The sequence below is a fragment of the Shimia sp. FJ5 genome, from assembly GCF_032918335.1.
In the GTDB taxonomy this organism is placed as follows: Bacteria; Pseudomonadota; Alphaproteobacteria; order Rhodobacterales; family Rhodobacteraceae; genus Shimia; species Shimia aestuarii_A.
In genome coordinates this window covers 343899-357243 of sequence record NZ_JAWJUV010000002.1, presented here as the reverse complement: position 1 = coordinate 357243, position 13345 = coordinate 343899, and the positions used below count along the sequence as shown (strand labels likewise).

The 13345-nt window shown below is 61.8% G+C and carries 11 protein-coding genes and 1 tRNA gene; 5 read left to right on the top strand and 7 right to left on the bottom strand.

Annotation, left to right across the window (positions count from 1 at the left end):
* Window positions 1-2: 2 nt before the first annotated feature.
* Entirely contained in the window at window positions 3-899 is an 897-nt protein-coding gene (locus R1W01_RS08205; RefSeq protein WP_317275190.1) for an SDR family oxidoreductase, read from the bottom strand.
* 133 nt (window positions 900-1032) lie between these two features.
* Window positions 1033-1109 (bottom strand) — tRNA-Arg (locus R1W01_RS08200).
* 122 nt (window positions 1110-1231) lie between these two features.
* Here R1W01_RS08200 and R1W01_RS08195 point away from each other — a divergent pair.
* Window positions 1232-2251: a LacI family DNA-binding transcriptional regulator gene (locus R1W01_RS08195; protein WP_297754394.1), complete on the top strand. Its 1020-nt coding sequence runs from the start codon at window positions 1232-1234 to the stop codon at window positions 2249-2251.
* A gap of 6 nt (window positions 2252-2257) precedes the next feature.
* Here R1W01_RS08195 and R1W01_RS08190 read toward each other — a convergent pair whose 3' ends face one another.
* The 5 genes from R1W01_RS08190 to R1W01_RS08170 form a co-directional block, all read right to left on the bottom strand.
* A complete protein-coding gene (locus R1W01_RS08190; RefSeq protein ID WP_297754396.1) occupies window positions 2258-3181 on the bottom strand; it encodes a phosphoadenosine phosphosulfate reductase in 924 nt (307 codons plus the stop codon).
* On the bottom strand, window positions 3181-3942 hold the full coding sequence (locus R1W01_RS08185) for a sulfotransferase family 2 domain-containing protein (protein WP_297754399.1): 762 nt from the start codon (window positions 3940-3942) through the stop codon (window positions 3181-3183). The genes R1W01_RS08190 and R1W01_RS08185 overlap by 1 nt, the downstream gene beginning before the upstream one ends.
* 3 nt (window positions 3943-3945) lie before the next feature.
* Entirely contained in the window at window positions 3946-4950 is a 1005-nt protein-coding gene (locus R1W01_RS08180; RefSeq protein ID WP_297754401.1) for a hypothetical protein, read from the bottom strand.
* 88 nt (window positions 4951-5038) lie between these two features.
* Window positions 5039-7282: a glycosyltransferase family 2 protein gene (locus R1W01_RS08175; protein WP_297754403.1), complete on the bottom strand. Its 2244-nt coding sequence runs from the start codon at window positions 7280-7282 to the stop codon at window positions 5039-5041.
* A 41-nt stretch (window positions 7283-7323) separates the two neighbouring features.
* On the bottom strand, window positions 7324-8370 hold the full coding sequence (locus R1W01_RS08170; protein WP_317275189.1) for a glycosyltransferase family 2 protein: 1047 nt from the start codon (window positions 8368-8370) through the stop codon (window positions 7324-7326).
* A 240-nt stretch (window positions 8371-8610) separates the two neighbouring features.
* Here R1W01_RS08170 and R1W01_RS08165 point away from each other — a divergent pair, with 240 nt between their 5' ends.
* The 4 genes from R1W01_RS08165 to R1W01_RS08150 are packed head-to-tail and all read left to right on the top strand — an operon-like array spanning window position 8611 to window position 12923.
* Window positions 8611-9396, top strand: coding sequence for a creatininase family protein (locus R1W01_RS08165; RefSeq protein WP_297754407.1), 786 nt, complete (start codon window positions 8611-8613; stop codon window positions 9394-9396).
* A 2-nt stretch (window positions 9397-9398) separates the two neighbouring features.
* Entirely contained in the window at window positions 9399-10595 is a 1197-nt protein-coding gene (locus R1W01_RS08160; RefSeq protein WP_297754410.1) for an amidohydrolase family protein, read from the top strand.
* 32 nt (window positions 10596-10627) lie between these two features.
* Window positions 10628-12046 (top strand): FAD-binding oxidoreductase, encoded by a 1419-nt coding sequence (locus tag R1W01_RS08155; protein ID WP_297754413.1) that lies wholly within the window; start codon window positions 10628-10630, stop codon window positions 12044-12046.
* A 1-nt stretch (window position 12047) separates the two neighbouring features.
* Window positions 12048-12923: a TauD/TfdA dioxygenase family protein gene (locus R1W01_RS08150; RefSeq protein ID WP_297754416.1), complete on the top strand. Its 876-nt coding sequence runs from the start codon at window positions 12048-12050 to the stop codon at window positions 12921-12923.
* The last annotated feature ends 422 nt before the right edge of the window (window positions 12924-13345 follow it).

The window sequence follows — 13345 nt, the reverse complement described above, 5'->3', positions numbered from 1 at the left end:
CCTCAGGCCCTCATCCTGTTCACGAACAGGTCGTTCTCGAGGATGTCTTCCTTCCGCGCCTCAATCTCGCCGACATCCCAGGTCGCGCTAAGGTAACGGCCCCGCGCCCAGTCCGCCTGACCAGACGAGAGCCAGACCACAAACCCCGCCGCAAGCTCCGGCGCATCGACGAGATACTGATGCATCCCCTCCGGCATGTTGTGACCAAGCTCTGTCGCCACACCGCCGGGGTGGATCGCAAAACATTTGATCCCGTCCGCCTCGTGATCGTTCTGCACGAACTCGCAGAGGCGATTGATGGCGTGCTTGGCGGTTTGGTAGTCCGAGGCCCCGGGCATCACGAATTGTGCCCCAATCGACGACAGCAAGATCAAGTGCCCGCCGCTCTTGCCTTCCGACGCCCAGCGCGCCGCCGACTCGGCCAGTGGCGCAAGGCAATAGCGCGCCACATGATAGGCCCCGCGCATATTCACCTCCCAGTTCCGCCACCACCCGTCCGGGTCGCTCTCGCCGATCTTGACCCACGGGCCGAGATAACCGGCATTCGCGTCCGCCACATCAATCGCGCCAAAACGCGCCTTGCAAGCTTCAACCGCCGCCGAAACCTCCCCGGCCTGCGTCACGTCACAAACCGCATAGGCGCATTCCGTCTCCGGGTTGGCTTCCGTCACGAGGGCTTTCGTCTCCTCAAGCGCCGCCTCCGAGCGCGCCAGCAGGAACACCGCCTTGGCGCCGGCCTTGGCAAAGGCCACCGCCGTCGCCTGCCCAATCCCCCGCGACGCCCCCGCCACAAGAACAACCTTGCCCCGCGCGCTATCCTTGAGCCCCGTCGTCGGGTCGATGGCATCATACGGCACGTGATGTTCACTAAAGTCCGGAAATTGTGTCTGAATAGTCATGGCTACTCTCCAATAAGGTCTCTGTTGGTCCCGATGAACTTACCCACCACGACCTCAAAATACCTGCCACATTCTCCCCAAGACCTGCCCGATCCTCCGAAAGCCCGCGCTATTCGCCATATGTATAGGAAGATGGCGACCCCGGCAGGATTCGAACCTGCAACCTGCCCCTTAGGAGGGGGCTGCTCTATCCAGTTGAGCCACGGGGCCGCGTGGGTCCGGTTCTACCCCGGCTTCCCGGTGCTGTCATCCGTGAACTGCCCTCGATCAGGGCGCTTGAACAAGGCGGGGTGTTCGCGGTAACATTTTCCCACCGAAGACAGGAATTCCCCGTGACCAATGACTCCAAACGCTCTCTGACCCTGCGCGATGTTTCCGAAGCGTCGGGGGTTTCCGAAATGACCGTGAGCCGGGTGCTGCGCAATCGGGGTGATGTCTCCAACGCCACGCGCGAGCGTGTGCTGCGCGCCGCCAAGGACCTGGGCTATGTGCCCAACAAGATCGCCGGGGCATTGGCAAGCCAGCGGGTCAATCTTGTCGGTGTCATTATCCCCTCGCTTTCCAATATGGTCTTTCCCGAAGTCCTCGGTGGCATAAGCCAGGTGCTTGAGGAAACCGACCTTCAGCCAGTGGTCGGCGTGACGGATTACCTCCCCGAGAAGGAGGAAAAAGTTCTCTACGAGATGCTTTCCTGGCGCCCCTCTGGCGTCATTCTTGCCGGGCTTGAACATACCGAGGCCGCGCGCGCCATGCTGAACGCATCGGGCATTCCCGTGGTCGAGATCATGGATGTGGATGGCAAGGCGGTCGACTCCATGGTCGGTATCTCGCATCGCCGCGCAGGCCGCGAGATGGCCGAGGCGATCCTCAAGGCAGGGTATCGCAATATCGGGTTCCTTGGCACGAAAATGCCCCTCGATCACCGCGCCCGCAAACGCTTCGAAGGCTTCACCGCCGCGCTGGCCAAGAAAGGCGTTGAGATCGCCGAGAAGGAATTTTATTCCGGCGGCTCGGCGCTCGCCAAGGGGCGCGAGATGACCGAGACGGTTCTGGCCCGCAATCCAGAGCTCGATTTCCTATATTATTCCAATGACATGATTGGTGCAGGCGGCCTGCTCTACCTGCTCGAGAAGGGCTATGACATTCCCGGCGACATCGGCCTCGCCGGGTTCAACGGTGTTGAGCTTCTGCAAGGCCTCCCGCGACAGCTCGCCACCATGGACGCCTGCCGTCGCGAGATCGGCGCCAAGGCGGCCGAAATCATCGCCGCCCGCGTCAAGGGCGAAGACGCCGACATGATCACCGAGTTGACCCCGAAAATCTCATTCGGCGATACGCTCAAACGCCGCTAGGGCCCGCTATTTCTTCCCCTTGAGGCGCTTTTGCGCCGCGCGCATGGCGTTGCGGAAATGCGGTGCGCCACGCCGGGCAAGCACCGCCTCGCAATAACGGATGAGGAGCTTCGGCCGATCTTCCCGTTCAAGCGTCTGCATGAATTCCTTCTGATAGCGCTTGTTCTCCCGCCGCGCGCGCATCCAGTGATAGAATTTTCCGGGCGTGAGCGACCCGTCCACGCAGGCCTCCACGATCGGCTTCAGAAGACCAAGCTGAATCCACAGAGACGCGATCCGATGCCCCATGAAACGGCACCGGTATTTCGTCACGTTCCCGCTTCGGAAAAGCGCCGCATGCATGGAATCCATCGTGTTGCGCGGATCGTAGAAAAGATGCACGTCCCCCGCCGCCGCAACCATCTCTGGCCCATAGCCATATCGCGTGTGGAAATCACGCCGCCAGGCCTTGCGATAGCGCGTTTCCCACGGCGCAACCTCGCGGTCGAGCGTCGCCTGAGGCGAGATCAGGATGACAGTCGCGCCCGGTGCCGCCGCCGAAAAAACACTCGCCGCGTAGGCCCCCATCGAGGCGCCGTAGAACACCACTTTGTCGAACTTCTTGAAGAACCCCTCATCGCGTAGCCTGTCGAAGAAATCCCAGACCGCCTCGTCGCGATACCACGTCCAGTCATGCGCCATCATGCCAAGCATCGACCAACCGCGCGACTCCACGAACCCATAGCCCCAAGGCATTCGGTCCGCCGCCCGGTCGTAAACGTGGTCGAGGTTCTCAAACGTGATGATGAGCGTCTTGCCGCGCTCCACGAAGAGCGCCGTATGCTGCGCCCCAAGCTCTTCGCAAAAGCCTTCCTTTTTGCCGATCGCATGAAGGTTTTCGCGCCAGTCATCCTGCGTGACCTCAACCTCGGCGTCCATCACCTCTGCCATCACGCCACCTCCTCGAGGGCCTTGCGCACCTCTTCATACATTTCGAGATCCGGCCCAAAGACCGTTTCAATATTGGCCCGGTCCTGCGTCGTCAGGCTTTCCATCAACTCGCGGCTATGGCTCTTGTGGCCAAGCGTTTTGCGCGTGTCCTGAAATTTCGAAGCCTCCACATCAAAGATCTGCCGCATGGCGTGATCGAGCGCCGCCTTGAGATCCCGCGTATCACCGATGAAATCGAAATCGATATAGTCATAGCTCGTCTCTTTGCGCTGGGACCACCAATGACGGTCAACCTCGCGCGCGCCCTCGTCTTGGGCAAGAATGTCGAGGAATTCGGACAGGCTCATCTCGCTATCCACGGGCCGCCCAAGATAGCGCATCAACATGCGTTTCGGCTTCTCTGCCTTGTAGATCTTGTCGGCATAGGCCGAAACCGTCCGCGCCACCGGCTCCCGCACGATGGTAAACCGGAATACGTCCGGGTTGTCGAGCGCGCGCATCGCGCGGCGCACCGTAAGGCCACGCGTGCCCGTCCGCAGGAGGGTCTTGGGCGGTGTGTGAACCGTCTCCATGTCGATGCCATCCGTGCCCTCCCCCTGAAGATCGAGGAGATGCGCCATCAGCGTCGCCAGAACCGTGGTGCAGGCCGCCTTGTGGTTCTTCATATAGATGAACGGCTTGCCCATGCGCGGCATGTTCACCGTCTGGAGGAAATGCCGGTCGTGGATATAGTTGGAGAGGATTCCCTCACGATCCGCCATGCCTTACCCCGCCTTGAAAATCCCCGGTGCCGCCTCGACAAGCTGTCGACGGCACTCCTTGATGAAACGCGGCTCGACAAGATGGTCGCGCGAAAGCTTCTCGACCGAGGCCTCGCCCTTGAGCGCCTCAATCGCGAGCTTGGCCATAAACTCCGGATCTTCAACTGGCGCTTTGGGTTTGTTGATCTTCGGCGGGATGAGGGCCGCGTCCACATCGATCCCATGCTTCGCAATAAGCCCGTCCATGAACGATCCGCGCCGCGGTCGATTGTTTTCCTTTTCCTCAAGCCGCGGCTTCATCCGCCGGGCCCAGAAATGCACCCCCTTGGTCGTCTCGTTGAGCTGTTCTTCGATATTGAACTTGCTCATGATCATGTGATTCCGGTGCTTGAAGGAGATCGGATAGAACGCCTCGACCGGCTCGGCATATTTGATCTCGCCGCTTTGCTGGAGGAAATACGTTACCGCCGCCGGCCCCGTGAAGCCCCAGTTCTGCTCGGTCATGTGCACCGGACGGCCCGCGTCTTTCTCGGCCTGCAATTCCTTCTGCTGCCACGGCTTGAGCCACGGCCCGATGGCATACTCGTCCTCAAAAAACGCGAGCATCATATCGAGCGCCTTCGACGTCTTCGGCAGGCCAAGCACCGCGTTACAGACAAGGCCCTCCTTCTCCCATCCGAACACCGTCTTGCGGGTGAAATTGAACGGGCGATAGCAATACATATCCGCATCGACCCAGATCTTGTCGGTCTTCTTCAACAGGTTGAGCCGCCATAGGTCCGCATGGATCGCAGGGCTTCCGGTGCGGGCGTGGCGATACATTGGATCAGACGGGAAAATCTCTTCCGCGTCCCCCGCATGAACCCCCTCGGGGATATTCGGGATCGGCTCATAGCTATAGAGCGTCGTGTGATGCCCCGCGTCCGCAAAGGACTTGAGACAAAGCTGTTCAAGCCACGTCAGTTGACCACCGATCCACAGACTCGCAATTTCGGGAAGTTTAGCCATCGTTACACTGCTCTTTGTTCGTGTATTTTCCACAGTTTACCACAAATGCACCCATTGTCTTTGCAATTCAGCCGCGACCGCCCCCGCATTAATGCGCTGTTTCCTGTTTATCGACGGTAAAGAAAAACCCTTCCGGAGGATCGCGCTGCACAACCTCATCCGGGATCACATCCGGCCCGGCTAGGAACACATTGGCGCCGAAAACATGGTGAATTCGCGCAAGCGTCTCCATCCGCTCACTCGTTAGGTCGGCAAAGAACTTCGCATAGTTCTCCGTCGCCTTGAGTGCGTCGATCTTGGCCCGGTGTTGATCCACGCAATAGGCATGCGCCTCGGCGATCTCCGGGTCTTTCAGAAGCCGCGCCATCTCTTCCTCAAGCGCCGGGATCATGCGCTGGATCGACCGGTCCTCGGTCGCGTTATTGTTCATGCGGAACCAATAGGCGAGACCCTGATCCCGATCCACGTGATTGACCCGCCCCCTGTCGCGCTTCACGAGAAAGCTCTCGGCCGACCGCACCGCATAGTGATTGAGCTGCACCATGTCATAGCCGATCGTGTCCGTCGTGGACCGCCACGCGTTGCGATACATATCTCGCGGAAGCGCCTGCCCCGATCCATTGACCCAGTTGATCTCGTCCCAGAGCTGCGGATTGAGGCCCTTGGGCCGATGCACCCCGAGCTTCTTGAATAGACCGATATTGCGGAAAAGCGTCTTGAACCCCCAGGCCTGATGCGGCTTGCGCGTCATCTCGTGGGCGCAACGCGTATATTGCGCGATGAGAGGTTCATCCACGTAGTCATGGATGTCCGAGTTCCCAAAAAGCCGCCAGGTGCAGGAGATCATGTTCGCCTCCCCCGTCGCCGCGTAGAGGTCTTTGAGCGTCCCCTTGCCCACCTTCACATTGATGAACTCGTCCACATCCATCGAGATGACCCAATCGGCGGCCTTGATGATCTCTTCCTTCTCGCCCGCCTGAAGCGCTGCGTGCTGCGGTTTGAGGCCAGTGCCTTTGAATGGGTTATCCCGGTGCTGAAGAATGCCCTTCGCCTGCAACAGGTCGAGGAAATCATCTGTCCCATCGGTACAGTCGTTCGTGTAGACAATGAAATCCTGCACCCCGATGGCCCGATGATACGCGACCCACTCAAGGATGAACGGCCCCTCGTTCTTCATACAGGTGATGATGCAGGTGCGATTGCGCTCTTCATCAACCTTCGGCTTCTTGATCTCGGGCATGCGCACCGGCTTGTGCTCGAAACGATCTTCGGCCAGTGCAAGAAGCCTATCATCTTCGACAAGCGAGGTCTTCGGCACGATCTTTGAAACCGTATCCGCCGGATGCCGCAATGCCATGAAACGGTAGAAGGGTCGCCATTCCTGCGGCTCGGGATTGGTTCCCACGATCCGCACAAGCCGCCAGACCGTGTTCTCTCCCGCTTTCTCGGGCGCAACACACCAGCGGCGGCGCAATTTCTTTGCGTCAAACTGCACACAGATATGATCGCCAAACCCCGCGTCCTCACCCTTGCGCACGCGCCACGGATAACAATTGCGTCCGCCAAGCACGATGGCTCCGGTCTTGGACTGCCTTGCAGTCTCGAAAACAGTCTCTAACTCGCCCGGATTCGGCAAAATCAGGTCGCACAGATCGACAAGCGCGACGCCGCTTGCCCGGTCGAGAAACCGGTGCCGTGCCCATTCAAAAAGCTGGAGTTCCCGCTGTGGTGAATCCCACGGCGACGGCGGCGGCACCTCCATCCGATCCTTGCCCGGCGCGCCCGGCGCGTTGAACGGATGCGCCTCTTCCGGCAGGCCCGGATCGCCAAGCGGCACGTCCATCACGACATGCACCACCCGCTCAAGGCCCTTGATCTTCTTCAGACCCTTCTTCAGCCCCTTGATATATTGCTTGCCCTGTCCCGGCTGGCTCCGATCAAGAATCAGCGCCGCCTGAAGCCCCTGCTTCTCGACATGAAAGGCGAGCCAGTCGAGCGTCACCTGCGCGCTCTCGCCATTACGCGTGGCAAAGATCACATCAAGCCCGTCAAAGAACTCCTGCTCCATCTCGCCAAGGCGCACCTCCGCCGCCGCGCCATCGACGGCAAGCACCGGCGCGCCCTCGGCCTTGGCCGTGACGATCATCCCGTCCCCGACGCTGCGAATACCTGTGATCTCCGTGCCGTCCCCGGCCGTGATTTCCTCGGCCTTGGTTCCGACCGCGAAAAATGCGCGTATCTCGCCATTCGCGATCCGCACCGCGTCGAGCAAAACGCCGCGACCAATATCCTGATGCGCAATCACGCGCTGAATGAGTTCCGGCCCTGCCATCGCTCCAAACCTGCTGCACCCCTGGGGGCGCCCTCGAAATCCTATTTATTATTGGCGTCTTGATACCACTGAACAAGCCGCAGCTGCAATTCCCGCGGCAAGGTTTGCGACGACCCCGCCGTGAGTATATCGACAAGAAGCGCCTGCTCCTCTGGCTGTCGCACCAATTCGGCAAACCGCGCCTGATGCCACACAACCGCCCGCTCATGCGCCGCCGCGATCCCGTCGATTTCCCGCAACTCGGCCAGCGCTGCCTCTGTAGCAGGCCGCATCGCCGCGATCGAACGATCCTCCACCGTGTTGAAATTCCGCTCCACCCAATAGGCAAGGTCCACGGGCTTGTGGCTCCGGTTCGGCAGCCCCCGCGCGCGTTTGACAAGAAACCCCGCCGCCGAGCGGATCGAATAATGATTCATCTCGACAAGGCTCTGCCCTGCATCGAACCCAAAAAGCGAAAGCCGCGAAGGGGTCGCCACAAGCGAGTCCGGCAAACGCATCCCGCTGCCATCGACGAAAACGGGCAAACCCGCCCGCTCCGGCGCCTTCTGCTGCGGGCGATGCACGCCAAGCTGGTTAAACGGTCCCTTGGTGCGAAACAGGGTCTTGAAAAACCCCGCCGCCGCAGGATAGCGCACCCCCGGTTCAATCGCTCGGGTGAACTGTTCTGTGACCGGCGCGTCCAAGACCTCCACCACGCCGTTATTGCCGTAGAGCCGCCACGGAATCACCACCCCATCGACCTCAGGAGCAAGCCCGTCGATCAGCCCGTCCAGCGTATGATCCCCGCCCCGAATGTTGAGAAACTCATCCACATCCGACACGAGCACCCAATCCGCCGCCTTGCGAAGCGGGTGTTTCCATGCTGCACGAAGCGCCTGCCACTGAACCGATTTCTTGCCCTGCCGCTCCTGCGGCACATGGCTAAGAACCCCCGCCGCATCGAGCAGGTCAAGCATCTCCGCCGTGCCATCTTCGCAATCGTTTGAAAAGACGAGGAAATCCGTGACGCCCGCCGCCCTGTGATGGGCCAGCCATTCAAGGAGATACGGCCCCTCGTTGCGCATGGATGTGACGGACAGAACTCTCAAATGCGGGCCTCGAACAGGTGCTGCTTTGCCCCTTGTTACCACGCCGATCCCCACGGATGCAGCGTCAATCGACGCGCCGCTACAAGGTGAGTCTCCAAGGGCACACTTGCCGAATCCGCCCCCCTCCCCTACCTTTGACCTATCTCTGGCACAGATCACACTGAGGGCCACGCAACCGTTTCACCGGAACGGGCTGTGCGTGCCGATGCCGCATGTCCGTTCCCAGATTGGGAGAGCGCCATGCCGATCCATGCCTATTGGGCTGCCCTCAAGGCCCCCGATTTCGAGACCCTGCCCGACGATACCGTCGCCATCCTACCCTTCGGCGCGACCGAACAACACGGGCCGCACCTGCCTCTGTCTGTCGATACGACCCTGACCGACGCCGTGCTCGCGGCGAGCCTGCCACACTGGAGCGCGGCGACCAACGCGCTCATCCTGCCAACCCTCACCATCACCAAAAGCAACGAACACGCCGAGCACGCCGGGAGCCTCGCCCTTTCCGCGCGCACGCTGCTTTCCGTCATCGAAGACATCGGCGCATCGGTCGCCCGCGCCGGTATCCGCCGTCTCGTGATGCTCAACGGTCATGGCGGCAATACCGCCGTGCTCGAGATCGCCTGCCGCGAGTTGCGCATCGCGCATCGCCTCATCACGGCCCATGCCTCATGGTTCGCCTTTGCCGAGACCTCGCCGCATATCGCGCCCGAGGCCGCCGCCCATGACCTCCACGCCGGCGATATCGAGACCTCCGCCATGCTCGCCGCCGCGCCGAATCTCGTCGATATGGACAAGGCCGACGATTTCCCGCCCAAGACCCACGATTGGCAGGCCAACAACCGCTGGACCGGTCTGACCGGCCACGCCGCCCGCCCCGGATGGGTCATCGACGATCTGTCCCCCTCCGGGGCCTGCGGCGATGCCTCCGTAGCCAGCGCCGACAAGGGCGCGGCCATGATCGAGAGCGCGGCAAAGAACTTCGCCGCCTTCCTCGAAGAATTCTCGCGTTTCGATCCGGCACACTGACCATGACCCGCCAGACCCTCCAAGACCTGCGCCTGCCCAAGGCCCTGATCGGCGATCTCGCCCGCTTTGACGGGGCCGAGGACGCCGTGTTCCTGCGCGGTGACGTGACCGTCGAAGACGGGCGCGTGACGGGCATGATCCCCGCCCCCGCGACCAATGCGGGCGGCGCGCTCCTCTTGCCAAAGTTCACCGAGCCGCATTGCCACCTCGACAAATGCCACACCATCGCCCGCATGGGCCACACTGGCGGTGACCTGCGCGCCGCGATCGAGGCCCAGCGCGCCGACAAGGCGAACTGGACCGATGCTGACCTGCGCACCCGCGCCCTGCGTGGCCTTTCCGAGTATGCCGCCGCCGGAACGCGCCTCGTGCGGAGCCATGTCGACTGGGGCGACACGCCAGAGCCGCCCCGCGCCTGGTCCCTCTTCCTTGAGATCGCGAGCGACCCCTCTGGCCCCGCCCTGCACCTCTCCGCCCTGACGAGCATCCCTCAGATGGTCGATCCCGCCTTCGCCCAAACCGTCGCCCGCGCCATCCCGGAGGGTCACGCGCTCGGCTGTTTCGTCTATGGCCATGACGGGATCGAAACCGGGCTGCGCCATGTATTCGACCTCGCCGCGCGCCACGGGTTGCCGCTCGACTTTCATGTCGATGAAGGGCTGGACCCGGCCCTGAACGGGCTCGAGGCCATCGCCGACATGGCGCTCGCAACCGGCTTTGATGGCCCGATCCTCTGCGGCCATGCCTGTAGCCTCGCCACCCGAGCACCCACCGAAGTCGCCCGCATCGCCGACAAGCTCGCCCGCGCGGGCATCTTCGTCTGCCTCCTGCCGACGACGAACCTCTACCTTCAGGGGCGCCGCGATGGCACGCCTATCGCCCGTGGTGTGACGCTGGCCCGCGAGCTTTCCACCGCCGGGGTGCGGCTCGTGACAGGGGCCGACAATGTGCGCGACGCCTTCTGTCCCATCGGACGTCACGATCCCATCCGCTCACTCGAACTGGCGATCCTGACGGCGCATCTCGACCCGCCGCTCGACCGCTGGCTCCGCATGATCACAACCGATGCCGCCCGCGCGCTCGGGGCCGATCCCGGCCTCCTGAACGGCGCGCCCCTCGATACGCTTCAAATCGCCGATGCGCGCGACTTTACCGACCTGCTTGCCGGTGCGCCGCTTTCGCCAATATCCCTTTATTAGAGACTAATATAGACCCGCATGGAGACCTCGACATGACCCAATCCATCTCCGGTAAGACGACCCTCGACTGGGACGCGTTCGCCGCCGAACTCGCCCCCGTCGAGACCATCACGGAACCCGTTCTCGTCAAGAAACGCAGCCGGGATTTCTTCTGGTATTCGCCAATCCTCAACGCCCAACTGCGGCGCAGCTTCGGCGACCTCGTCGCCCGCCCAGCCAATGCCGACGACCTCGCCCATTGCCTGCGCACCGCCTATACCCATGACGCCCCTGTGACGCTGCGGGGCGGCGGCACCGGCAACTACGGTCAGGCCGTGCCGCTCGAGGGCGGGTTGATCATTGAGACCACCGCCATGAACCGCATCCTCGAGATCGGCGAGGGCTTTGTCCGGGTCGAGGCCGGGGCCATCATCGAAGACATCAACACCGCACTTCACGCCGAAGGTTGGGAACTCGCCATCTTCCCCTCGACACAGGACATCGCCACGATCGGTGGTTTCATCGGTGGCGGCTCCTCCGGTATCGGCTCGCTTGCCCACGGGATGCTGCGCGATCCGGGCAACGTCATTTCGCTCAAGGCCATGACAGTGACCGACACCCCCGAAGAACGGCTCTTCGAAGGCGACGCGATCAACCAGATTCATCACGCATGGGGCATGAATGGCGTCATCACAGAGGTGACACTGCGCACCGTGCCACATCGCAACTGGATCGGCTGTATGGCGACATTCGAGACCTACCGCGACGCCTATGCCGCCGGATACGCCCTCGCGACTGCGGACGATATCGCGCCAAAACTCGCCTCCACCGTCGATGCCCGCATCTGCGCCTATTTTCCCCGTCTTGCCGAGTATCTGCGCCCCGAGAAACACCTCCTGACCGCGCTCGTGCCTGCCGAAGACCTCGACGCCTACCGCGCGCTCATGGCGGCGCAGGGCGGTCACGTCGATCTCGCCATGTCCGAGGACGAGCTTAGATCCGCTGGCCTGCCACATGTGTTCGAGTTCGCCTACAACCACACCACGCTTCAGGTGCTCAAGGCCGACCGTTCGGCCACCTATCTACAGGTCGGCTGCCCGACACCGCCCGACCCCGACGCCATCGACGCCCTGCGGCCCAAGCTTGGCGACGATGTCTGGCAACACCACGAATTCGCCCTTCTTGGCGGCCAGATCGTGACCTTCGACCTGCCTATCGTCTGGTTCACGACAGAAGAGCGCCTGCACGAGATCGAAGCCACCTACGAGGCCAACGGCTTTCCCGTCTTCGATGCCCATACCTGCATGGTCGAGAAGGGCGGACTCAAGAACGCCGACTACCGGCATCTCGCATGGAAGAAACGGATGGACCCAAAGGGCCTCCTGAACTCCGCCAAATCCAGAGCTTGGGAGAGCGTCAAGCATCTCTCGCCCGAAGACATCGAAACCTTCACACCACCCGAGGACGCGTAACATGACACTTGAAACCACCCCCCTGACCCCGCAATTCGGCGTCGAGGTCCACAACCTGCAACTCGCCGACGTGACGGCGGATCATCTGTTCCCGGAGTTGCGGGCGCTCTTTGAAGAGCATTCCGCCCTTCTCCTGCGCGGCCAGGACTTAAGCAACGAACAGCACATGGCCCTCGCGACGCTCTTCGGCACCATTGAGGACCGCAAGGCCGACGAGCGCAAGAAAGGTGAGGCCTTCGAGGTGCCCGAAGTGTCGAACGTTCAGGCCGATGGCTCGGTCTCGGGCGAGATGGACCTCCACACCCTCAACCTCAAGACCAACATGCTTTGGCACTCCGATAGCACCTTCCTGCCGGTCCCTGCCCTGACCAATATCCTGATCTCGCGTATCGCGCCCTCTTCCGGTGGTGCCACCGAACTGGCAAGCACCCGCGCGGCGTGGGCCGAAATGCCCGAAGCCCTGCGCGAGAAGATCCGCGGCCGTGGCATCTCGCATCACTATGCGGTCTCGCGCGCCAAGATCTCCGAAGACCTCGCCAAGCTGCCCATGTTCCACAAATGGCCCGCACAGCATTGGAAGGCGGTTCTGACCAACCCGGTCAACGGCAAGGAATCGCTCTATATCGCCTCGCACGCCTATGCCGTGGACGGCTATGATGAGGCCGAGGGCGCGGCGTTGCTCGACGACCTGATGACCTTCTGCACGCAAGACCGATATGTCTATAGCCACGACTGGCACGAGAACGATGTGCTGATCTGGGACCAGCGCGCGGTGCTGCATCGCGGGACACCCTGGCCCTATGACGAGCCGCGCAAACTGACGAGTCTCTGTGTCTCGCTCTCCGACGACGACGGCTTGTCAGAGATGCGCCTGTAACGGCCTGCGTGGCACCGACGCAAAAAGGCGTCCCATAAGGGCGTCCGAATCAGGCGCGGGCGAGGCAGATAAATCGCCCGTGTCGAATCTTTCCCTCTCCGTGTCGCAAATGAACAAGTTGCAACAACACCCTCTCGACCTACAATCCTCTGAGCCAAGGTCCGCCGACAGGTGCCTTTCACTCCGGGAATCCGGGGATCGTCAACGGAAACAAGTGGTTTCCGGTTGCATCGAAAGGCCCGGACGTGGAAGCTTGCGCTACTGCATCGGGTTTACCCCCCCGCCACCGGGGTAAGAAAACGACACGCCCGATACCGGGATTTGCCATCATCGCATGGCGGGAGGACACTGGAATTGATCAGGGAAGCAACGGCCCCGACTCCCCGCCGCGCGTTTGCGTTTGTGAGTTCGCTGTTTCGTCC

Excerpts from the sequence above, each read along its gene's own strand:
- R1W01_RS08205 (WP_317275190.1), bottom strand. The coding sequence starts at position 899 with ATGACTATTCAGACACAATTTCCGGACTTTAGTGAACATCACGTGCCG.
- R1W01_RS08190 (WP_297754396.1), bottom strand. The coding sequence starts at position 3,181 with ATGGCAGAGGTGATGGACGCCGAGGTTGAGGTCACGCAGGATGACTGG.
- R1W01_RS08185 (WP_297754399.1), bottom strand. The coding sequence starts at position 3,942 with ATGGCGGATCGTGAGGGAATCCTCTCCAACTATATCCACGACCGGCAT.
- R1W01_RS08180 (WP_297754401.1), bottom strand. The coding sequence starts at position 4,950 with ATGGCTAAACTTCCCGAAATTGCGAGTCTGTGGATCGGTGGTCAACTG.
- R1W01_RS08175 (WP_297754403.1), bottom strand. The coding sequence starts at position 7,282 with ATGGCAGGGCCGGAACTCATTCAGCGCGTGATTGCGCATCAGGATATT.
- R1W01_RS08165 (WP_297754407.1), top strand. The coding sequence starts at position 8,611 with ATGCCGATCCATGCCTATTGGGCTGCCCTCAAGGCCCCCGATTTCGAG.
- R1W01_RS08160 (WP_297754410.1), top strand. The coding sequence starts at position 9,399 with ATGACCCGCCAGACCCTCCAAGACCTGCGCCTGCCCAAGGCCCTGATC.
- R1W01_RS08155 (WP_297754413.1), top strand. The coding sequence starts at position 10,628 with ATGACCCAATCCATCTCCGGTAAGACGACCCTCGACTGGGACGCGTTC.
- R1W01_RS08150 (WP_297754416.1), top strand. The coding sequence starts at position 12,048 with ATGACACTTGAAACCACCCCCCTGACCCCGCAATTCGGCGTCGAGGTC.